The sequence below is a fragment of the Xylanibacter ruminicola 23 genome (assembly GCF_000025925.1).
Lineage (GTDB): Bacteria > Bacteroidota > Bacteroidia > Bacteroidales > Bacteroidaceae > Prevotella > Prevotella ruminicola.
Genome location: NC_014033.1, coordinates 3,020,709 through 3,042,090, shown reverse-complemented (window position 1 = coordinate 3,042,090; position 21,382 = coordinate 3,020,709). Strand labels below are relative to the sequence as shown.

14 protein-coding genes, 1 pseudogene and 1 riboswitch are annotated in these 21,382 nt (G+C 47.3%); of the genes and pseudogenes, 4 read left to right on the top strand and 11 right to left on the bottom strand.

The window, feature by feature from the left end; translation table 11 throughout:
* Nucleotides 1-2: 2 nt before the first annotated feature.
* The 3 genes from PRU_RS12925 to PRU_RS12915 form a co-directional block, all read right to left on the bottom strand.
* The gene (locus tag PRU_RS12925) at nucleotides 3-1,136 is read right to left on the bottom strand and encodes a glycoside hydrolase family 5 protein (RefSeq protein WP_013065624.1); all 1,134 of its coding nucleotides are present in this window, start codon (nucleotides 1,134-1,136) and stop codon (nucleotides 3-5) included.
* A gap of 181 nt (nucleotides 1,137-1,317) precedes the next feature.
* The gene (locus PRU_RS12920; RefSeq protein WP_013065632.1) at nucleotides 1,318-4,095 is read right to left on the bottom strand and encodes a helix-turn-helix domain-containing protein; all 2,778 of its coding nucleotides are present in this window, start codon (nucleotides 4,093-4,095) and stop codon (nucleotides 1,318-1,320) included.
* Between the two features lie 85 nt (nucleotides 4,096-4,180).
* Nucleotides 4,181-6,364 (bottom strand): alpha-galactosidase, encoded by a 2,184-nt coding sequence (locus PRU_RS12915; protein WP_013063473.1) that lies wholly within the window; start codon nucleotides 6,362-6,364, stop codon nucleotides 4,181-4,183.
* Between the two features lie 118 nt (nucleotides 6,365-6,482).
* Here PRU_RS12915 and PRU_RS12910 point away from each other — a divergent pair, with 118 nt between their 5' ends.
* From PRU_RS12910 to PRU_RS12900, 3 genes and pseudogenes are all read left to right on the top strand, one after another.
* Nucleotides 6,483-7,058 (top strand): manganese efflux pump MntP, encoded by a 576-nt coding sequence (locus PRU_RS12910; RefSeq protein ID WP_013063310.1) that lies wholly within the window; start codon nucleotides 6,483-6,485, stop codon nucleotides 7,056-7,058.
* Between the two features lie 72 nt (nucleotides 7,059-7,130).
* Nucleotides 7,131-7,922 (top strand): annotated as a pseudogene (locus PRU_RS12905) (ABC transporter ATP-binding protein); the annotation flags it as partial.
* Between the two features lie 21 nt (nucleotides 7,923-7,943).
* Nucleotides 7,944-8,978, top strand: coding sequence for a pyridoxal phosphate-dependent aminotransferase (locus PRU_RS12900; RefSeq protein WP_013064649.1), 1,035 nt, complete (start codon nucleotides 7,944-7,946; stop codon nucleotides 8,976-8,978).
* On the opposite strand, the gene PRU_RS12895 is transcribed toward PRU_RS12900, so the two are convergent.
* The 6 genes from PRU_RS12895 to PRU_RS12870 all read right to left on the bottom strand — a co-directional run bounded on the left by PRU_RS12895 (nucleotide 8,968) and on the right by PRU_RS12870 (nucleotide 16,532).
* Nucleotides 8,968-10,092: an ABC transporter substrate-binding protein gene (locus PRU_RS12895; RefSeq protein WP_013065243.1), complete on the bottom strand. Its 1,125-nt coding sequence runs from the start codon at nucleotides 10,090-10,092 to the stop codon at nucleotides 8,968-8,970. The genes PRU_RS12900 and PRU_RS12895 overlap by 11 nt on opposite strands.
* A complete protein-coding gene (locus PRU_RS12890) occupies nucleotides 10,092-10,835 on the bottom strand; it encodes a DUF4465 domain-containing protein (protein WP_013063017.1) in 744 nt (247 codons plus the stop codon). Before PRU_RS12890 ends, PRU_RS12895 begins: the two co-directional genes overlap by 1 nt.
* Nucleotides 10,836-10,866: 31 nt before the next feature.
* On the bottom strand, nucleotides 10,867-11,985 hold the full coding sequence (locus tag PRU_RS12885; protein WP_013063808.1) for a hypothetical protein: 1,119 nt from the start codon (nucleotides 11,983-11,985) through the stop codon (nucleotides 10,867-10,869).
* On the bottom strand, nucleotides 11,982-13,148 hold the full coding sequence (locus tag PRU_RS12880; protein WP_041386253.1) for a YncE family protein: 1,167 nt from the start codon (nucleotides 13,146-13,148) through the stop codon (nucleotides 11,982-11,984). The genes PRU_RS12885 and PRU_RS12880 overlap by 4 nt, the downstream gene beginning before the upstream one ends.
* Nucleotides 13,145-15,157, bottom strand: a complete 2,013-nt coding sequence (locus PRU_RS12875) for a TonB-dependent receptor (RefSeq protein WP_041386864.1) — start codon at nucleotides 15,155-15,157, stop codon at nucleotides 13,145-13,147. The genes PRU_RS12880 and PRU_RS12875 overlap by 4 nt, the downstream gene beginning before the upstream one ends.
* Nucleotides 15,158-15,201: 44 nt before the next feature.
* A riboswitch (cobalamin riboswitch) is annotated at nucleotides 15,202-15,419 on the bottom strand.
* A 153-nt stretch (nucleotides 15,420-15,572) separates the two neighbouring features.
* Complete coding sequence (locus PRU_RS12870; protein ID WP_177168170.1) at nucleotides 15,573-16,532, bottom strand: S66 peptidase family protein; 960 nt, start codon at nucleotides 16,530-16,532, stop codon at nucleotides 15,573-15,575.
* A gap of 112 nt (nucleotides 16,533-16,644) precedes the next feature.
* Between PRU_RS12870 and mutS the strand changes: the two genes are divergently transcribed.
* Nucleotides 16,645-19,269: a DNA mismatch repair protein MutS gene (mutS, locus tag PRU_RS12865; RefSeq protein WP_013063694.1), complete on the top strand. Its 2,625-nt coding sequence runs from the start codon at nucleotides 16,645-16,647 to the stop codon at nucleotides 19,267-19,269.
* Nucleotides 19,270-19,366: 97 nt separating this feature from the next.
* Here mutS and lgt read toward each other — a convergent pair whose 3' ends face one another.
* A complete protein-coding gene (lgt, locus tag PRU_RS12860; protein WP_013063963.1) occupies nucleotides 19,367-20,221 on the bottom strand; it encodes a prolipoprotein diacylglyceryl transferase in 855 nt (284 codons plus the stop codon).
* Nucleotides 20,218-21,318: a redox-regulated ATPase YchF gene (gene ychF / locus PRU_RS12855; protein ID WP_013064510.1), complete on the bottom strand. Its 1,101-nt coding sequence runs from the start codon at nucleotides 21,316-21,318 to the stop codon at nucleotides 20,218-20,220. The genes lgt and ychF overlap by 4 nt, the downstream gene beginning before the upstream one ends.
* Between the last annotated feature and the right edge of the window lie 64 nt (nucleotides 21,319-21,382).

Genomic DNA, 21,382 nt, shown 5'->3' with positions numbered 1-21,382 from the left:
TATTATTTCTTGCCATCCAAAATACCTTGAAGCACCCAGGGTGCCTTAACCTTCATGCCAGCATTGCGATCGAAGATGCCGAAATGCTCCGAACCACTGCCAAAGCTATTATTGTCCCAGATAAAGGTGGAGAAACCGCGCTTCTTAGCCTCGCAAACTAGGAAGTGGCAGTAGTAGGTCATGTTTTCATGAATCAAATCGGTCTGACCGCTCTTCTGGCGATCGGTAACACCCCACTCGCCTATTACTACGCCTAAACCCTGATTACTCCATGTGCTTACCACCTTATCGAAAAACTCGCTCATGGTCTTTTCGTCGTTAGGCGAAGCTTCGCCTTTGGCCTTATAAGGCTCACCCCAGAAATTATACTTGCACTCGCCAGCATAATCCCAGGGGGTATAGTAATGGAATTCTACACTCATATAATCGTTGCCATTGCCCTCGATATCAGTAGGCACAATGAAATCGCCGTTATTAATTCCGAAATCGGGGTTGCAAACATACGTCTGCACCAGCAGATGGCGTTTGGCATTATTGCCACCTGTAGCACGTACCACATCAACAAAAGTTTGATTGTAGGAGTTCTGCACAGCCAGATTCTCGGCTTCGGGCTTACCCCAGTTGTCCTTAATGTGTACTTCATTAGTTCCGGCAAAGGCTACACGGTAGTCGTAATTGGCAAACTCGCTGGCTATATTCAGCCAAAGCAGAGCTAACTTCTGGTTGTTCTCGTCTTTGTATTGGTTGGTGGGGCGCCCCTCAAGCCACTTATCGTGGTGTGTATTGATAATCACTTTCAGATCGTTGCTCAGGCACCAGTTAACCACCTCCTTTACACGAGCCAGCCAAGCCTTATCGATACTCATGGCTGTAGGATTGGTGATGTGACACTGCCAACGGATAGGAATACGAACGGCATTAAAACCTGCTTCCTTTACTGCCTTGATGGTTTTCTTGGTTACCACAGGATTTCCCCAGGCGGTTTCGGCCTTGATACTGTTATCGGCCATACCGATGGCCATCGATTCGCCATCTTGTCCTGGAGCCGAACACTCAAACTGGTTACCCAGATTCCAACCAACAACATCTTTGTTCCACTCCTTTGCTGTAGGCTGAGCCTTAGCAGGCGCAGCCATTACACAGCAAAGAATACTACTAACTAATAACTCAAAAATCATTTTTAATTATCTGATTGTTTTATTTGGTTTGCAAAATTATGCAAACCTTTCCTGATGGGGGTTTGATGCTACGCAAAAAAGGTTTCATTGCTATTTTCTGATAGCTTTGAAACCTTTTGTAACAGAATTCAAACCTTATTTACTTGTATTTTGAGGGCGATACGCCGAAGTATTTCTTAAATACTGTACTGAAATACTTGGCATTTTCGAAGCCTGCAAGTGTAGCTGCATCTGATACGCTACGTCCGTTTCTCAGCATCTGGGCTGCACGCTCCAAACGGATGATACGGATAAAGTCCTGAGGCGATTTACCTGTAAACGACTTCAGTTTTACATAGAACAGTGTACGACTCATAGCCATTTCGCGACAAAGACTGTCAATAGAATAATCGGTGTCGCTAAGATGTTCGGATATCAGTTGGGTAGCCTTATCTACAAAGTCGGATTCTGCCTCATCGCTATCAGCAACCTGCACCTCTTCGGGCTCGTCGGCAGCGGGTACTGATGCAGGTGTAGAAGCATTGGTAGCCTTCAGATGATCGATGGTCAGGCGCATGTACTTTTCGTGCAGTTTATATACCTGCCAAGCGGTATAGAACGCCAACAATACCAAAGCAATATAGATGCACCACATCCACCACGAGCTCCACCAAGGTTGGGCAATTGTAATAATCAGCGTTTTGGAGTCGAGCACAGTACCTGTTGTACGACTGAGGCATTGTAGTGTTAGCTGATGCTCGCCTGGCTCGAGATTAACAAAGCGTATATACTGCTGGTCGGTGGGTTTACTCCACTCGCCACGTCCCATCTTGTAGCGGTAAACGATATCGAAGTGGTTACGCATGTTTACACTCTCGAACTGCAGATCGAACGTGCGCTGACGGTAAGAAAGACTCAACCTGCCTTGGTTAAGCAGGTTAAACACCTTTGTATTCTGCAGTTTATCCGAATCTACATCGCAGTTAACACCAACGAAAGTGATGCTGGCAGTATAATTAAGGGGCTGTACATTCTCAGGATGAATGATGATGGCACCTGTAGTTGAGCCAAATACGATATCGCCATCGGGCAGTACCTGAGCTGCTCCACGCGAGTACTCCCGATTAAAACCATAACAGTAATTGGCATTAATAACCTTGTCGCCTTCGCCCGACTTTACAAAAGCCAAACCTTCGTCCGTAGCAATCCATATACGTCCGTCGCGGCTTTTAACCAAGCTGCGTACATAGTTAGATGGAAGGCCGTTGGTTGTAGTTATCTGTCGACTGACGTGCTTGCCAAGATGGTAAACATAAACGCCACCACCATCGGTAGCTATCCACAACTCCATGCCCGAAGCCAGCAGATGTGTTACAAATGGGTTTACATCGGTTACACCAGCAGGTGTATAGTCTAACTCCTTAACCTCGGCGCTACCAGGTGTAATCAGCTTAAGTCCAAAGGCTGTACCAACCACAATCTGTCCAGAAGTGAGCTGTGTAATGGCTTGAACATCGTGTACTGGATAGTTGCGACATTCGGCTTGTTTCTGACTGATTTGCGATACAGGACTATATACCAGATCGCCATTCAAAGAGCCTATCCACAGACCACCATCCTTATCATATAAGGTGGCATAAACATGGTCGTCTTTCAAAAAACTATTGTCTTTTGTGTATATCTGACGTACATTGCCTCGACTATCAATCTCGATAACGCCTTTACCATAGGTTGAAACCAGCACACTACCATCGGCTTTTTTGCTGGCGTTAAGCACAACTGTACCCTGACAACAATGCTGCCATTGCCCAGTAGTAAGGTTCTTAATGCTAATACCATTATCGGTACCCATCAGCAACACGTCAGCCGAAAGCGGCATCACCATGTTCACATTATCGTTGAGCAGACTCTGCTGGTTGTTTGCCAGATGCTGATAGATGGCTGTGGTAGTGCTGATAGGACGGGCGATGTCGATACCACCAGAGTAGGTACCTATCACGATGTTTTTCCAACTATCTACCAGCATGGCATAAACGCCGTTGCCATGCAACATGCTATGCTCCGACTCGTTGGCATCGAAGAGCAAGGAGCAACCGCCCCTACCATCACGACTAATCTGATAAACACCTTGTCCATCAATGCCGATCAGCATGGTATCATCGTCGTAAGGACAAATGCTACGGATAGGATTACGATACAGATTCTGATCAGATATACGCACAAACTCATCGGAAGTAATCTTGCCATTCTGACTAATGGTTACCATATGAAGACCATTCTCGTAACCTCCAATCCATAAGCGGCCCGACATTTCATCGTAGTAGCCGAACTCAGCATTATAAGGTAACAATCGCTGGCCTCGTTCATTGTATACACCATCGCGGGCACAGAACAGCAGATGGCCCATCATAGGTACAATCTGGTTTACATAAGTTCCCTTCATCACTTGGGTAAGTGTGGTGTCCTTCAGCAGATAAACACCATCGTGCAAGGCCAGGAACAGGTTGCCATCCTTTACGTGGATATCGTTTAATGCCACCTCGTGCCCCAGCTTCTTGGAGATGCTGGCTACTGGTTTAAAACCATCAAGAACTGACTGGAAAAGATAGATGGAGCCACGATTATCAAAAGCATAAATGGCTTTATCGTTAGTGGCCATCTTAATAACACGCCCGCCAAGATGAGCGAAAGGCGTACCATCGTCGAGTCGGTATATTCTTACTTTCGAGCCATTATAGCGACCTACGCCTTTCATAGACGACCACCAAATGGCACCAGATGTGGTTTGGCAAACAGAAAATATACGCTGATTATCCACACCATCAGCTATACTCAGATGTGAGAAAGTAAAATGCTTCACATCTAAGGCATAAAGTTGCATAGCAAAAAGCATGAACAGCGTAATCAGCCAATGTTCTAATCTTCGTTGTAGTTCCATTCGGCTGCAAAAATACGAAAAAAAGCGCAATATACATCCTATTTTAATGAAAAGAATGTATATTGCGCCTTTTTCTTAGCCTAAGTTACTGTGCCTCAAGCAACAACACACGACTGCTCCAATCGTTTTTCTTGCTCCATTCGGGCTCGTTACGATAAGGCATTTCAAGGCCGTGATTCATCAGATAGGCACCACTGAACACCTTACCCTCGACATCCATCGGACGCAGATCGATACGGTTCAACTCGTGAATCTTATAATTCTTCGAGGCATCGAGACCAGCCATTTTTACACGTGGCAGATGCTCGTTCTGGAACGATTCGGTTTTCCACCAGAAGAATACCGACTTCGACTTCTGCTCATCCACATACATGAGCGATGCCAATCCCTGCTTATCGTAAGGCGAAACCAAGCGATAGATGTCGCCAAACTGTACGATAGGACGAATCTGCTTGTACTCGGCGATAGCCTTACGGCAGAGTTCCTTCTCGTCGTCAGTCATATTCTTTGGCTGGATCTCCATACCCAAGCGACCACTCATAGCTACATCAACACGATATTTGAGCGCTGTGGTGCGGAAAACGGTGTGGTTAGGTGTGGCCGAAATGTGTGAAGCCATTGCGATGGCGGGGAAGAAATAGCTGGTACCCCACTGCATGTAGATACGCTGCAGTGCATCGGTATTATCGCTTACCCAGAACTCATCGAAGTATGGCAGAACACCCCAGTTGGCACGACCGCCACCAGAGGCACAGGCCTGAATGGTAAGGTTGGGATACTTAGCACGAACACGCTGGCAAACCTTCTCGAAACCACGATGATATTCGATATAAAGATGACTCTGATCGTTCATGGTGAGGTACTGCGAACCATGATTCATGATGGCCATGTTGGCATCCCACTTGATATAATCGATTTCAGGATATTTAGTCATCAGGTTATCTACAATCGAGAACACAAAGTCCTGCACCTTTGGATTAGCCAGATCGAGTACCAGCTGCGTGCCGCCACGACCTTTTACTACGTCTCGTTTTGGTGCTTTTACAACCCAGTCGGGATGTGCATCGTAGAGTTCGGATACCGAGTTGGTCATCTCTGGCTCAATCCATATGCCGAACTTAATGCCGTGCTTTTTGGCATCGCGAAGCAGACCTTCGATACCCTCGGGTAGCTTGTTTTTATCAACCTCCCAGTCGCCAAGGGCACAGTTGTCGGTCTTGCGAGGATATTTCACGCCAAACCAGCCATCGTCCATCACAAAGAGCTCGCCTCCCATCGAGGCTATATCGCCCATCATCTGGTCCATACCCTGCTGGTTGATGTCGAAGTAAACACCCTCCCAAGAGTTGAGCAGTATCTTACGCTCTTTATTGCCGTGAGCCAGCATATATTTGCGGCCCCACTTGTGGAAATTGCGCGATACACCTGAGAGACCACACTTTGAGAAGCTGAATGCCACCTTTGGCGTGGTGAATGTCTCACCTTTCTTAAGATGATAGGCCGAGTTATCGGGGTTAATGCCAGCAAAGAAGTAGTGGTACTCTGTGTCATCGGTCTCAACTTTCAGCTGATAGTTGCCTGAGTAGCAGAGGGCGGCACCAATCACATCGCCGCTGTTCTCCCGGCCTTTACCATCGAGCGAGAACATCACTTCGGCATGATCGGTATGTGCATTGCGTACACCATCCTTATTCTTAATCACCTTCTGTCCAAGCTGGATAGGCTCCTCAATCAAGCGAGCCTCGTTGCCCCACGAACCGCCAAAGTGCGAAAGCCATACGTTTCCGCGACGGATGGGCAGTGAACAAGAGGCAAATTGCGTAAGAGTGATGGGTTTGGCCTCGCCGTTTTTGATTTCTGTCCAGGTTTCAATCATATCTTCATCGAAACGTGCCTGATAGCACAGCACTACCTGAACAGGGTATTTGGGATCTTTCAACGTAATCTGAGTAACAGAGCCTTGTGTGGTTACATCTGTTGCAAAAAGCTCTGTCGACATATTGCCATCGGCATGGGTCATGGCTACAGCTGCCTCGGCAGGACAGTTCATGCCATAAGCAGGATAAGCATCCATACGTCCGTCACGAGGGGATTGCAGATTCTGCAAATCGTAGTCGCTTAGTTTTGCACCATAATACACATACTGTGGTTGTTTACCCGTTTCTACATCAAGCACCATCGTGGTGTTCTTGGTTTGGATAACAACCTGTTTTGCCCAAGCCGTAGAGGCCGAGACCATAAGGAACGCTAGAAAAAGAATCTTCTTCATTTTTTTGAATCGGTTATTAGTTAAAAAATCTGAGCGCAAAGGTAATAAAAAATTTGTTTATCTCAAAAAAAAGTTGTTATTTTGCAAGCTAAAGTATAAGAAAGAGCAAAATATTATCATGAACTCGCTGGATATATGGATGTTAGCCGTTGCTTTGGCTATGGATTGCTTCACGGTTTCGATTGTGAGCGGTGTTATCGTTCGCCGTTGGTTGTGGGCGATGATTCTGCGTATGGCTTTTCTGTTCGGACTGTTCCAGGCCGTGATGCCACTGATAGGCTGGCTGACTACCAACCACTTTAGCGAGCAATTGGAAGCTATCGACCATTGGATAGCCTTTGGCTTGCTGGCGTTTTTAGGTGGAAAAATGATTCGCGAATCGTTCTCTGACGAGGAAGAACAGCAGTTTAACCCTAAGAACCTGCGCACCCAGTTGGTGCTGGCCGTAGCTACAAGTATTGACGCGCTGGCCATCGGAATATCGTTTGCTTGTACAGGCTATCGTGCCTTTGCACAGATAGCTTACCCGCTTTTAATCATCGGTCTGGTATCTTTCATGTTCAGTTTTGTAGGCTACAGGTTGGGCGTAAGGTTCGGCAAATCGATAGCTCGCAAGCTAAAGCCAGAACTTTTAGGCGGTATTATTCTGATAGTAATAGGTATAAAAATACTGATTACACACCTGCTTGCATAAGATAAAACTCGCCAAAAGAAAAAAGTTTGCAAATTTTGATACTGTTTCCAAACTTTTTACTATCTTTGCACCATGAAGACGACGGGCGAAACTATAGAACTGCGCAATCTAAGCATTGGCTACCAGACAAAACACGGTATAAAAACGGTGGCTACGGGCATCGATGGTACCATCAAAAGCGGTGAACTTACTTGTCTGCTGGGTGCTAATGGTGTAGGAAAATCAACGCTACTAAAAACCCTATCTTCATTCCAACCAAAAACAGGTGGCGAGATACTGTTAGAAGGTCGCGAACTCTCAGAGTACAGCGATAAACAGCTGAGCCGCCTGATAGGTGTGGTGCTGACCGAAAAGCCTGATGTGAGGAATATGACTGTTCGCGAGCTGGTATCGTTGGGGCGATCGCCCTACACAGGATTCTGGGGCACCTATTCGAAAGACGACCTGCAGGTGGTTGACGAGGCTATTGCGATGGTGGGTATAGAGCCGCTGAAGAAGCGCATGGTGCACACGCTGAGCGATGGCGAACGCCAGAAGGTAATGATAGCCAAAGCGCTGGCCCAACAAACACCTGTGATTTATCTTGACGAGCCAACGGCTTTTCTCGACTATCCCAGCAAGGTTGAGGTGTTGCAGCTGTTGTGTCGCATTAGTCGTGAGGCTGACAAAGTAATTTTTTTATCCACGCACGATGTGGAACTGGCCCTGCAGATGGCCGATACCATCTGGCTGATGACTCAAGGCGAAGCAGTGGCTATTGGTTCGCCAAAAGCGCTGGCAGAACAAGGGGCATTAGGCAGGTTTATAGAACGGGAGGGTATAGCCTTCGATCCCAAGACCATGACAATAAAAGTAACAAAACAGGTATAAATATCTATTAAGCTTATGATATACGGGCACGGTGACGATGTGTTTCGCTATGGCGACAAGGTGAAGATAAATTTCAGCTCGAATGTGTATAGTCAGGCCGACTACACAGAGTTGAAAGAACACCTGATGCAGCATTTTGATGTGGTGGGCCACTATCCTGAGCCCGATGCCCACACTTTGGAATGCCTGCTGGCCGAGAAACTGGGTGTAAAGGAGAACACCGTGATGGTTACCAGCGGCGCCAACGAGGCTATCTATCTGATAGCGCAGCTGTACAAGGGTTGGTCGTCAATCATTCCGCAACCCACATTTAGCGAATACGAGGATGCCTGTCGCATGTTTAACCATATTATATCATACGACGTTAAGGACGAGTTTGATGTACTGCCCAAGGACCGTATCTATTGGATTTGTAACCCTAACAACCCTACTGGCAACGTGCTGGTAAAGGGTATGCTGAACCATATCGTACGAAATCATCCACGCTATCTGTATGTCATCGATCAGTCGTATGCTGATTACACCTTAGCACCTATGCTGGAGCCCAAGGAAATGACGGATGTGTTTAACCTGATGCTGGTTCACTCGCTCTCTAAGACGTTTTGTATACCAGGTCTGCGCTTGGGTTATATCGTGGCCTCGCCTATTATTATAGGTAGATTGAAACAGATACGTCAGCCCTGGACGATTAACGCCTTGGCTATCGAGGCAGGCAAATACCTGATTGAGAACCATATACAGATGATTCCAGACCTGAAAGTATATCTTCAGGAAACGATGCGACTGCACGCTAACTTATCGACTATCGACGGATTGAAGGTCATGAAGACAGATACCAACTTTATGCTGGTATCTATTCATAACAGTACGGCGATAGAGTTGAAACGATGGCTGATGGACAACTACGGCATTTTGATTCGTGACGCTTCGAACATTCGCGGATTAGACAACAATTACTTCCGCGTAACTACCCAACAGCCCGAGGAAAACGACCTGTTGGTAGAAGCTATCACGGCGTATGTTGACCACTTGAACGAGGTTAGCGATTAACCTCTTTAAAATAGCGCATCGAGGTCATCGTATCCAGTTCGGGATGCAGAATATGGATAAAATCGCTCAATAGTCTTTCAGGGTGGAAAGGCGACTCCTCGTAGAACAACGAACGCTCTACATCGCAACCATAAGCCGTTTGGTTCTTAAACGCTTTAAACTGATTGTAACCATGATGTTCGCTCAGCAGTTCATCATAGGTAATATCATGATCGCCACTATATCTGAAAAGCCACACATCAGCATCGCCAGCACGCTCCAGAACGGTTTCGAAAGGTAGCGAGATAGACCCGCTGTGTTCATCGTCGGCCCAAGCATATTGTGCGTTGGCATCCCTAATCATCTGGCCAATGGTGCTCTTGCCACCAGGCACATACCATACGCTACCTGTTACCTTATCAACCACTACCGATGGCTTTGTTTTAGCCTTTGCTGCCAATGCCTTAAGCTGGTGGTAGTTGTTATCTACACTCTGAAATAGCATATCGGCGCGCTCTTCGCAACCAAACAGCATGCCATAGAAACGCAGCCACTCGGCACGTGCCAAAGGCGAGGCCTCCATATAGTCGGCACATTCTATGATGGGGATGTTAATCTCTTCGAGTTTACCATAGCCACCGCTGTTTTCGAAAGGCGACAGGAATAGGGCATCAGGATGTTCGTCGATAATTTTCTCGATAACAGGACTCATACCATCGCCCACATCGCTTATCTTGCCTTTGGCCACCTGCTCCTGAATCCAAGGTATCTTAATGTACTTCAAGTCGGCCACACCCGATATGCAATCCTGTTTGCCAAACTCCATCAACATAGCGCAATGTACGGTGGTAAACATTACGGCGCGTTTTAATGGTGTGCGTACAATAGTACCGCTGGGAATATGGTTGGGTATTTCCTGGTCGGCAGGTATCAGCACATAACGGTGTAGCGTCATACCCTCCTTCCAAGGGTTCTTGATAGTTGCCACCGTATAGCCATCAAACTTCTCGACGCTAATCTGTGTGGCATATTTAAAGGTAACAGCATCGCCCCCAGCTTGCTGAGGTGCGTTTTTCTTCGCACCTCCGCAGGCTGTGAGCAATACTGCTATGATTAATAGTTGAATGTATCTCATTAATACTCAAACTCGATATCGTCGATACACATGTAAGTAGGAGTTGTTGGACCGTAGTCGTTCTTCTTAGTGCTATCGAATGCAAAGCTCAGTTTGGTAACTTTTTCCAAACTCTGGAAATCGCAGAACTGCCAATCCTTTACATACTCACCATCCTTAGCCAGGAAAACCTCAACATCCTTGGTTGAACCATCAGACAGTGTTGCAGTAACTGTGCACTTAAACCAGTCGTCCTTCTCAAACTTACCAGGAGACATTCCATCGCCATTCAGGATGGCATCAACAGCCCATGCCTCGTTGGTGAACCAGAAGCCCTTCAGGGTAACGGCACGACCGAAATCGATTTCCTCGCCATAGGTATATACTACACAGAAGTTGTTACCGCTCTTGGCAGCACCTACAGCACTATTGAACTGATCGGGATTCTGCTCCTTATAAGTAGTCTCTGTGCGATTTGAGATAGCAAAACCAGTCCAGCTGGCCCAAGAAGGTGTGTAGTTTACTGGGAAGGTTACCCCCTTTTCCTTATACTGGCAGGCGAAGGCCTCTAATCCGTAATTATCAAACTTAGTACCAGATTCGTCACCACGCCAATAGCCATCAGCACCAAGCTTCTTGTTCTCGAAAGAAACTGTAGCCTGTCTCTTACCACCAACTGGATTGTCATCATTAGTACATGATGTGAACGACAGTGCGAAACCGCACGCGAGGACTGCAAGTCCGAATAATTTGTTTGTTTTCATAACTGTTTTTGTTTTAAGTGATTAATATGAATTAATTGATAACTATCTTCTTTCTGTTTTGAATATAGACACCCTTCTTGGTTGGAGTAACCTTTCGACCCTGCAGGTCGTAGAAAGGACTTGATGAAGATGCTTCCTGCTGGATAGCACGAATGCCGCTCAAAGCATTCTCGATAGCTTGGAGCGAGGCTTCGAGATGGATATCCTCGGCACCAGCAAACTCTGTAGAGGTTTCGCCCCACCACTCGGGTTGGGGACATTTCTGATTCAAACCTGTATATACACGTACAAAGTCGATGAAATCAAGATTTACAGGCTGACGGTTCTCATCCACAGCCCACGAGATATCAATACCGCAGCCCTCATAATTATACGAGGTGGCATCGGCATTATCGCTAAAGTTGGGCAGATTATCGGCATAGCCATAGCGGAAACCTACCAGCACGTAATAGTAGGGACTGAACGACTGCTCTACCTGATCGGACAGATTCTGCATATTATCGGGCAGTCGGGTGCCTTTGAAGGTGAGATTATCTGGCAACCACTGGGGGTAATACTCCTGGGTATGGTAGTGATTACGATCGATGGTGCCGCTATTACCTTGGTTATCTGTCCAGGGAATATCACCCATGGGGTTCTGACGGTAGGTTATCTCGTAACCATAAATTACCTTGCCTGCGCTATCCACATCGCAACTGCCGCTGATTTCGTACCAAGGGTCGTCGGGCTTTCCGTTGCCGTTTACATCCTTCGACACCATTACTACGCCAGCCTCATTCATACCACCAAACACCAGATTCTTCATTTCCTGATAGGCGTTTCCCCATACGGCAAAGTCGCGCTCGCCAGGCACGTTGGCGATAGAATGATCGAAGTGGAACGTGATATAACCGCCCCAGCCGCCAAGTGCCACCAAATGGGAATTGATAGGACCAAGACCTGCCAGGTTGTTGTTACACTTACGAATCATATCGGCCTCGGTATCGCCAGCTTCGTATTCTGGCACATCGTTTACATACTGTCCTGGGGCAGGGCGATATTCATCTACCGCCTGGATGTATTTGGAGTGCACAGTAACATCGTCCATGCGCTGAGCATGGATATTACCGATGGTAATTGCGGCTATTAATAGTAAAAATATCTTCTTCATTTTTTTGTTGTTTTAAATAAAAATGCTGCGTGGGCGGGTATATCGCCTGTGCTTACCTTCCAGTCGAAGGTGCCATCGGGCAGGAAGTGCAGCAACTCGCCACTCGATACATAGTTCTTGGCATCCATCAGATAAAAATCGCGATGGATGGGGTTTACAATGATGCCATAAGGCATGCGTATCTTGCTAATCTCGGGTGCACTCGACAGACTGGTGCTTACCACCTGATGCGTTTTTACGTTGATGATACCATAGGTGATGGTATTACTCATCGACACCTCGCTCCATTGAGAACCGTAGAAATAGAGCGAATCGCCCACAATACACAGATCGCTTACTGCCTGATCGATGTGTCCACCTACTTTCATCTGGCCGTTTTCGTCGGGTGCCAGCCACCAGATGCTTGGTGCCTCAGTCATATAGTCGCCACGAGCCGTTACCCACAGCTGATTGTACTTATCGGCCTTCAGGTGGTGCAGGTTGGGGGCAACCTCTACCTTGCTGGTTTCTTGCATGGTAGCCATATCTATCACACTTACCGTACTCTCATAACCCTGTCCCGTCATACCTTGATAGCCACCACTGTTGGCTACATATAGCTGGTTGCCGATAATGGCCATCTCCTCAGGCTGATAGCCTACACTACAAGAGTCAACCTTTTGCAAGGTGAGTGTATCTACCTTATACACGCTACCCAACGGACTGTTGCTCGAAGCATAAACCGTTCCCACATACGATGACACGTAGGCATAGCGATCGTTAAACGTCACGTATCGGCAGTTAGGAATGTTTACCTTTCCTATTCTGATAGCCGAATCGGCACGGGCCACTTCAACCTTGTTTGAGCAGTTGATAACCAGCCACAGACGCGAGCCATATATCTGACAGTCGTTACCCACATCGCCCAGCGACATTACAGTACTTGGGTTGCGCTGCGAGTAGATGTTGCGATAATAGTGGGCTGTAGAATCCGACAGGTCGAGATAGTCGAGCGACGACTTGTTCGATCCCATGTTGCCCTCATTCAGCAGATACATACCTATGATATCGCCCTGCTGCGTTTTACCGCCTGGATCGCTTTTCTCCATCGGCACTATCATCACATCCTGGCGACAGGCCGAAAGGAGCAACAGGGTTAATATGTAGTACGCTAGCTGCTTCATATCTCAACGCTTAATGTTAGTGCATAGTTGCGACCAGGCATGGGGTAATTTACGATTACCTCGTAATCCTGACCTAAGAGATTGTTCACATCCAAGTGCGCTTTCATCAGCACACTATTTACTTTCCACCAAACTCCCAGACTCAGGTCGCTGGTGTACCAAGGTTCCATGTGGTTATAGATAATGTTCTCCTGCTCGTCGTAGCGTTCGCCCGCATAGATAAACGAGTAGTTCAGGTTCCAGTTCTTATAGGTAAGACCCAGAATAGCAGAACCTGAGTGCCAGGGGATGTAGGGTATCTGATGCTTATAATACGAGGTTTCGGCATCAGTAACATCGCGTGCATCCTGATAAGTGTACTGGGCACGAGTGGTAGCTATCAGATCCTTACCAATCTTGAAATCGGCCTCGGCCTCAACATCTATTCCCTTGATGTGAACTTTACCTAAGTTCAGCATCGTCCAACGGAACTGCTGCCCCTTGGGGTAAGCCACAATTTTATCGTGTACTGTATTATAATAGGCATCGAAGTGCATCTCGGCATGGCGAATGATACTATGCTCAAAGTGCTTGTTAAGCGCAAAGCCGGCATCGTACTGCAAGGCGCTCTCGGGCACCAGGTTGGCATTACCCATATCGGTATAATACAGGTCGTTGAAGGTCGGCATGCGGAAACTCTTTTTTACGTAGGCTCGCATAGAGAAGAAGGTGCCTCGGAAGGGATACACGTTAACAAATAGCGCCGGCGTGAGTTTAGATAGCGAATGACTGCTGTTTAAGCCTGCAAACTCACCCCTGCGGTGGGTTTTGTCGTGGATAAAGGTAGCCAGGATAGAGCCCTGCGCCTTCAGATGTTTGTAGTCGATAGCTGTGGCTAAGCTTACCAGATTAGAGATGCGTGTGGGGTATGCAAAGTTGTAGATATCAGCATTCAGTTTGTTCCACTTAAAATCGTAGGCCAGCGATGCACTCCAGTTGGGTAGCAGCTCCAGTACATTGGCTGTAGAAAGATAGAACTCCTGCTGCTTGTAACGATTGTCAACAGGTAGCTGGGTGGTATCCTTGTTTACGTAGTGGGTGTTGTAATAGGCATACTTGGCCAGCCATCGGGTGCTGAAACCATCGCCTATATTCTTATTATAATCGACTTGTACAAAGGTGTTCAAATCCTGTTGGCGCTCACCACGTCGCCATACGTTGTTTACGATGGCACCAGGAATGCCTCGGGCTGAGTTATATAGATAACCCTTAAGCTGCCAACTACCCTGCTCCAATCGGCCAAACAGGTTTGCTTCGATACGTTCAGCATGTATATCGCCGTTCTGTCGCACAGCCGTTGTGTCCCAAGCCGTTTGTCCGTTAGGATATTTTCGCTCGTAATGGAACTTATACTTACCGCTGGCTGTTAAGAAGCCGGCACTTACCGATGAGCTGATGGTTGATGACAGTTTCTGCTCCCAAAGGGTAGAAAAGCGGAACATATCGCTTGAACCATACTGGGTTTTAAATCGCAGATGGGTATTCTCGCCTTTCTTGAAATCAGGCGCTTTGGTACGGATATAGATAGAACCGGCGTTTCCAAAATCGCTGGCGGGCTGGAAGATGGCACTCTTCTGGCCGTTATAAAGTGTGATATCCTCTACGTTATCAAGTGAGAACTGGCCCAAGTCAATCTGTCCGTTCTGCGCATTACCTAACTGCACACCATCGTAGCTGATGCCTAAGTGATGCGTACCCATCGAGCGGATGTTTACTGTTTTAATGCCGCCCACGCCGCCATAATCCTTTAGTTGGACACCTGAGAAATAGCGCAACGCATCGGCCACAGAGTGCGTGTTCAGTTGTTCCAGCAGTTCGCCCTTCAGTTTCTGACTGGGTACCACCTCGCGCATGGCAGGCTTCGACACAACAATTATCTCCCGCACATGCTGTACGGAATCTAACTTGCTTTGTGCTGCCGTTGTCATCGTCAACACGCAAGCCATTGCCAATGTGAATGCTCGATTCATCATCTTTTATTCTGCCATCGCCATCTAACCCCAGAGATAGGCAAGCGGCTAAAGTTTCATCGGCAGGTCTTCTGACTTATCGTCTGGCAGCAAACGTCTTCCCAAAAATCTCAGTGACATACATGTTTGCGCCTCATAAAGGACGACTTACAGCAGCAGGAAAGGCCACGGGTAGGTGCCTTTCGGCGGGATTCTGTTCAGGATTCTCACCCGATTCCCTATTAATCTCCACATCAGGAGAACCGATTACAGCTGCAAAGATACAATAATTATTCTCAAAATAAATAGTTTTACTCAGTTTTTTTGATTTATACTCCCCCTTGCCATCTAAAGCACGTAAAATATTCCCAACTTGGGAATGTTTGATTCCCAGTTTGGGAACGTTTCATTCCCAACGTGGGAACAAAATGTTCCTCTAATGGGAATTATTGTAATCTAGCACTACCTCATCGGGGTTTACTTCTAATGTGGCTTTGGCGCCTGTTAGGAGGGGGAAGTTTTTTAGGTGGGCATGACCTACAGGAAAGTTGTAGCATACGGGGATGTGCCAATGCTGTAGGTACTCGTTGAGCAGGGCGTACATGTCGTCGAAACCGTTTTCGGGGTGTTTGTATTTGTTGAACTGCCCAACAATAACGGCTCGGATGTGTTTCTGTAAGCCACGTATCTCGATGTTATGCAGCATGCGGTCTACCTTACTCATGCCCTCGCCTGTATCTTCAATAAATAGTACGATTCCATCGATAAACAGCGGATCGAAATCAGAGCCTGCCAGATTGTTGAAAACGCTCATGTTACCACCAACGATAATGCCCTCGGCCTTACCTGTTATGTTTAAGGGATGGGGAGCAATGCGATAGGTGGGCAGATGACCAGCAAGCATGCCTCGTAAAGCCTGACTCACGGTATCGTTGCCCTCGTAGGTTTTCAATGCATGACACATCGAACCATGAATACCCATTACGCCTGCCCTAGCCTGGGCACACAGCAACGCCGTCACATCGCTGAATCCGATAATCATCTTTGGATACTGCTGGAGTGTATCTAATGAGATACGGGAAAGCAGATGGGCAGCTCCATCGCCGCCTCGCGAACACATGATGGCCTTGATGGATGGTGTGCGTAAAGCCCACAGCAAATCGCTAAGTCGCTCATCGATAGTGCCTGCAAAACCATGATAATCGGCCAGTGCATGGGGCGCCACGATGCATGGATAGCCCCACTTCTCTAAGGTTTGGATGCCGCCATTAATGGTAGCAGTATCGGTTGCACTTGAAGGCGAGATTATAGCGATGGTGTCGCCCGAATTTAGGAATTGGGCTGAAAGCGACAGCATCCAGCAAAGCATCAGCGATATGATAACGAGTTTCTTCATCTTGCTGGCAAAGATACAAATAAACGGGAACATAACAATTATTTAAGGCTAAAATTTTGCTGTTTGCGAAAAAAGGAGTAACTTTGCCGCTCAGATTTAAATTTAGGTAGTTATGGCAAAAACAGCGGGGAAAGAACTAACCCCTATGATGAAACAGTTCTTTGATTTGAAGGCGAAACACCCAGATGCAGTCATGCTTTTCAGGTGTGGCGACTTTTATGAAACCTATTGCGAAGACGCTATTACTGCCTCAAAGATATTAGGTATCACCTTAACACATCGTAGTAACGGTGCTGGTGGCAAAGGCGATGAAATGGCTGGTTTTCCTCATCACGCCTTGGATACCTATCTGCCTAAGCTGATTCGCGCTGGCAAACGTGTGGCCATCTGCGACCAGCTGGAAGACCCCAAACTCACAAAAAAGCTTGTTAAGCGTGGCATTACCGAGTTGGTTACACCTGGTGTGGCCATGAGCGATAACGTGCTGAATTACAAGGAGAACAACTTCCTGGCGGCTATCCATTTTGGTAAGTCGAGCTTTGGTGTGGCTTTTCTTGATATCTCGACAGGTGAGTTTCTGACAGGTGAGGGAACTGCCGATTATGTAGAGAAACTGCTGGGCAACTTTTCGCCCAAAGAGGTGCTTTACGATCGTAATCGCAAACAGGATTTTGAGCGCAACTTTGGTACTAAATACTTTACGTTCCAGTTGGACGATTGGGTGTTTACCGATCAGACAGGTAAGCAGAAACTATTACAGCATTTTAACGTAAAGAACCTGAAAGGCTTTGGTGTAGATCATCTGCAGTCGGGTGTTATTGCCGCAGGTGCCATTCTGCAGTATCTCGAGCAGACACAGCACACTCAGATAGGACATATCACTTCTATCTCCCGTATCGAAGAGGATAAGTACGTGCGACTGGATAAGTTCACCATCCGCAGCTTGGAGTTGGTTTACCCCATGCAAGAGGATGGAAAGTCACTGCTTGATGTGATTGATAAGACGGTGAGCCCAATGGGAGGCCGATTACTGCGCCGCTGGCTGGTTTTCCCTCTGAAGGATGAAAAGCCCATTAACGAGCGACTGGATGTGGTAGAGTATTACTATCGCGAGCCCGAGTTCCGTGAGTGTATCGACGATCAGATACATCGTATTGGCGACTTGGAGCGTATTATCTCGAAGGCTGCCGTTGGTAGAGTATCGCCTCGCGAGGTGGTGCAGCTCAAGACTGCCCTGCAGGCCATTCAGCCCATTAAAACGGCTTGTTTGTATGCCAAGAACCCAACGCTGAACCGTATTGGCGAGCAGCTGAACCTTTGCGAATCGCTGCGCGACCGTATCGAGAAGGAGATTCAGAACGATCCCCCACAGCTGGTGGCAAAGGGTGGCGTGATTCGCGACGGTGTGAATGCCGAACTCGACGAGTTGCGTAGCATAGCCTATAGCGGTAAGGATTATCTGCTGAAGATACAGGAGCGCGAGGCTCAGGAAACTGGTATCCAGAGCTTGAAGATAGGCTATAACAACGTGTTTGGCTACTATCTCGAGGTGCGTAATACCTATAAGGAGCAGGTTCCACCCGAGTGGGTTCGTAAGCAGACACTGGCCCAGGCCGAGCGCTATATCACTCAGGAACTGAAGGAGTACGAAGAGAAGATTCTGGGTGCTGAGGATAAGATTCTGTCGTTAGAGGGCAAGCTCTTCAACGATCTGATTATGAGCATGCAGGAGTTTATCCCACAGATTCAGATAAACGCTAATATCATTGCCCGTTTGGATTGCTTGCTCAGCTTTGCCAAGGCGGCTGAGGAGAACAAGTATATACGCCCCGTAATCGATTCGTCGGAGGTGATTGATATCAGACAAGGTCGCCATCCTGTAATCGAACAGGAACTGCCCCTTGGCGAGTATTATGTGCCCAACGATATATTGTTAGACAACGAACGTCAGCAGATTATCATTATCACTGGTCCGAATATGGCTGGTAAATCGGCCCTGCTGCGCCAAACTGCATTGATTGTGCTGCTGGCCCAGATAGGTTGCTTTGTGCCCGCAGAGGCCGCCAGAATCGGTTTGGTAGATAAAATCTTTACCCGTGTAGGTGCCAGCGATAATATCTCGCTGGGCGAATCAACCTTTATGGTAGAGATGACTGAGGCTTCGAACATCCTGAATAATGTGTCATCGCGCTCGCTGGTACTCTTCGACGAGTTAGGTCGAGGCACCAGTACTTACGATGGTATTTCGATAGCATGGGCGATTGTAGAGTATCTGCACGAGAATGCCAAAGGTCATCCTCGCACCTTGTTTGCTACTCACTACCATGAGTTGAACGAGATGGAGAAGAATTTCTCTCGAATCAAGAACTACAATGTATCAGTTAAAGAGGTTGATGGCAAGGTTATCTTCCTGCGTAAATTGGAACGTGGTGGTTCTGAGCACTCGTTTGGTATCCATGTAGCAGAGATTGCTGGTATGCCTCGCTCCATCGTAAAGCGTGCTAATGTGATTCTGAAGCAGCTTGAATCGGATAATGCCCAGGTAGGCACTGCCGGTAAGCCTACTAAGGAGATTGCTGGTTCGCGTGAGGGTATGCAGTTGAGTTTCTTCCAGCTTGATGACCCAGTGCTCTGTCAGGTTCGCGACGAAATCCTAGGCCTTGATGTGAATAACCTCACCCCTATCGAGGCTCTCAACAAGTTGAATGACATCAAAAAGATTGTTTCTGGCAAGTAGTTTCCTTGCCGTAAACAGTTATTTCCCAATAAAGAAACTGCCAGTTTCCCCGCAAGGAACTGGCAGTTTCTATGTTTGAAACCAGTGAAATGTCTTATTAAGCCTTTTTCTTGGCTTTTATCATGCAGTAGGTTCCCAATATGATAAAGGGAATAGAGAGTATCTGTCCCATATCGATGGGAAGCGATGCCTCGAAGGCCTCCTGTACCTCCTTGGTGTATTCGATGAAGAAGCGGAAGGTGAAGATATAGGTGAGACAGAAACCGAAATACCAGCCAGTACCAATCTTCTCAGGCTTCTTTTTATGCAGAGTCCACATGATGACAAACAAGATGGCGTAGGCGATGGCCTCGTACAACTGTCCTGGATGGCGTGGAACGGCATCAACTTTCTCGAAGATGAATGCCCAGGGTACATCGGTAATCTTGCCGATAATCTCTGAGTTCATCAGGTTGCCCAAGCGGATACAGCAGGCCGTGGAACCTGTGGCAATCGCTATATTATCGAGCACCGTCCAGATGCTCAGTTTGGTTCTGCGTACATACATCCAGAGGGCAATCATCAAGCCTAAAGTTCCGCCATGCGAGGCCAAACCAGCATAGCCGATGACGTGAAAGCCAAATGTTTGTCCTAGCCAACTGCCATCATCGCCAAAACGGATAGGCAGTATCATCTCAATTATTCCCTTGCTTGAAGTCAGGAAATAATCGGGCTCGTAGAATAAGCAATGACCCAGACGAGCACCAATCAGGATGCCGAAGAAACAGTAGAATGCGAGCGGATCAAAATATTCGTCCTTAATCTTCTGCTCCTTGTAGAGGCGCTGAACCAAGAGGTAGGCCACAACCAATCCGATGACCCACATCAGTCCGTACCAGCGAATTGAAAAAGGGCCCAGTTTAAATGCAACCAGATTTGGATCCCAAAGGATATAGTTGAGTAGATTCATCATACGTTAAAGCGGAAATGCATAATGTCGCCATCCTGTACTACGTACTCCTTACCCTCAACGGCCAGCTTACCAGCCTCGCGTACAGCTGCCTCAGAGCCATACTGGATATAGTCGTCGTACTTGATTACTTCGGCACGGATAAAGCCCTTCTCAAAGTCGGTGTGGATCACACCTGCACACTGTGGAGCCTTCCAGCCCTTCTTGTAGGTCCAAGCCTTCACCTCCATCTCACCAGCGGTGATAAAGGTTTCGAGGTTCAGCAGCGCATAAGCCTTCTTAATCAGTCGGTTTACACCACTCTCCTCTAAGCCAAGCTCTTCCAAGAACATCTGCTTGTCCTCGTAGCTCTCCAGTTCAGCGATATCCTCTTCGGTCTTAGCGGCAATCACCATGGTTTCTGCGCCCTCTTCCTTTGCCAGCTCCTCTACCTTCTTGGTAAAGGCATTACCTGATTTAGCATCAGTCTCGCCTACGTTACAAACGTAAAGCACAGGCTTTGAAGTGAGCAGGAACAGATTGCGAGCGCAATCCTGCTCGTCCTTGCTTTCGAACTCTACGATACGGGCATTCTTACCCTGCTCCAGCACCTCTTTATAAGCGTGTAGTACGGTAGCCTCGATCTTAGCGTCCTTATTACCAGCAGCTGCGGCCTTCTCGGTCTTAGCCAAGCGGCTCTCGATAGTCTCAAGGTCCTTCAGCTGAAGCTCTGTATCGATAATCTCCTTATCGCGGATGGGGTCGATAGTGCCATCAACGTGAGTGATATTTTCATCCTCGAAACAACGCAGTACGTGGATGATAGCATCGGTTTCGCGGATATTTCCAAGGAATTTATTGCCTAATCCTTCGCCCTTAGAGGCGCCTTTTACGAGACCTGCAATATCTACAATCTCGCAGGTAGCAGGAACGATACGTCCTGGGTGAACCAACTCAGCGAGTTTGGTCAGTCTTTCATCAGGTACAGTGATTACACCCACATTGGGTTCGATTGTACAAAAAGGGAAGTTTGCTGCCTGAGCTTTGGCACTCGACAGACAATTAAACAAGGTAGACTTGCCCACATTTGGCAGTCCTACAATACCACATTTTAATGCCATTTTCTTCTATAAACGTTTATTTCGGGTGCAAAGGTACTGCAAATTAGGCAATTAACCAAATTTT

Coding starts and splice junctions, on each gene's coding strand:
- PRU_RS12925 (WP_013065624.1), bottom strand. CDS start 1,136: ATGGCTGCGCCTGCTAAGGCTCAGCCTACAGCAAAGGAGTGGAACAAA.
- PRU_RS12920 (WP_013065632.1), bottom strand. CDS start 4,095: ATGGAACTACAACGAAGATTAGAACATTGGCTGATTACGCTGTTCATG.
- PRU_RS12915 (WP_013063473.1), bottom strand. CDS start 6,364: ATGAAGAAGATTCTTTTTCTAGCGTTCCTTATGGTCTCGGCCTCTACG.
- PRU_RS12910 (WP_013063310.1), top strand. CDS start 6,483: ATGAACTCGCTGGATATATGGATGTTAGCCGTTGCTTTGGCTATGGAT.
- PRU_RS12900 (WP_013064649.1), top strand. CDS start 7,944: ATGATATACGGGCACGGTGACGATGTGTTTCGCTATGGCGACAAGGTG.
- PRU_RS12895 (WP_013065243.1), bottom strand. CDS start 10,092: ATGAGATACATTCAACTATTAATCATAGCAGTATTGCTCACAGCCTGC.
- PRU_RS12890 (WP_013063017.1), bottom strand. CDS start 10,835: ATGAAAACAAACAAATTATTCGGACTTGCAGTCCTCGCGTGCGGTTTC.
- PRU_RS12885 (WP_013063808.1), bottom strand. CDS start 11,985: ATGAAGAAGATATTTTTACTATTAATAGCCGCAATTACCATCGGTAAT.
- PRU_RS12880 (WP_041386253.1), bottom strand. CDS start 13,148: ATGAAGCAGCTAGCGTACTACATATTAACCCTGTTGCTCCTTTCGGCC.
- PRU_RS12875 (WP_041386864.1), bottom strand. CDS start 15,157: ATGAATCGAGCATTCACATTGGCAATGGCTTGCGTGTTGACGATGACA.
- PRU_RS12870 (WP_177168170.1), bottom strand. CDS start 16,532: ATGAAGAAACTCGTTATCATATCGCTGATGCTTTGCTGGATGCTGTCG.
- mutS (WP_013063694.1), top strand. CDS start 16,645: ATGGCAAAAACAGCGGGGAAAGAACTAACCCCTATGATGAAACAGTTC.
- lgt (WP_013063963.1), bottom strand. CDS start 20,221: ATGATGAATCTACTCAACTATATCCTTTGGGATCCAAATCTGGTTGCA.
- ychF (WP_013064510.1), bottom strand. CDS start 21,318: ATGGCATTAAAATGTGGTATTGTAGGACTGCCAAATGTGGGCAAGTCT.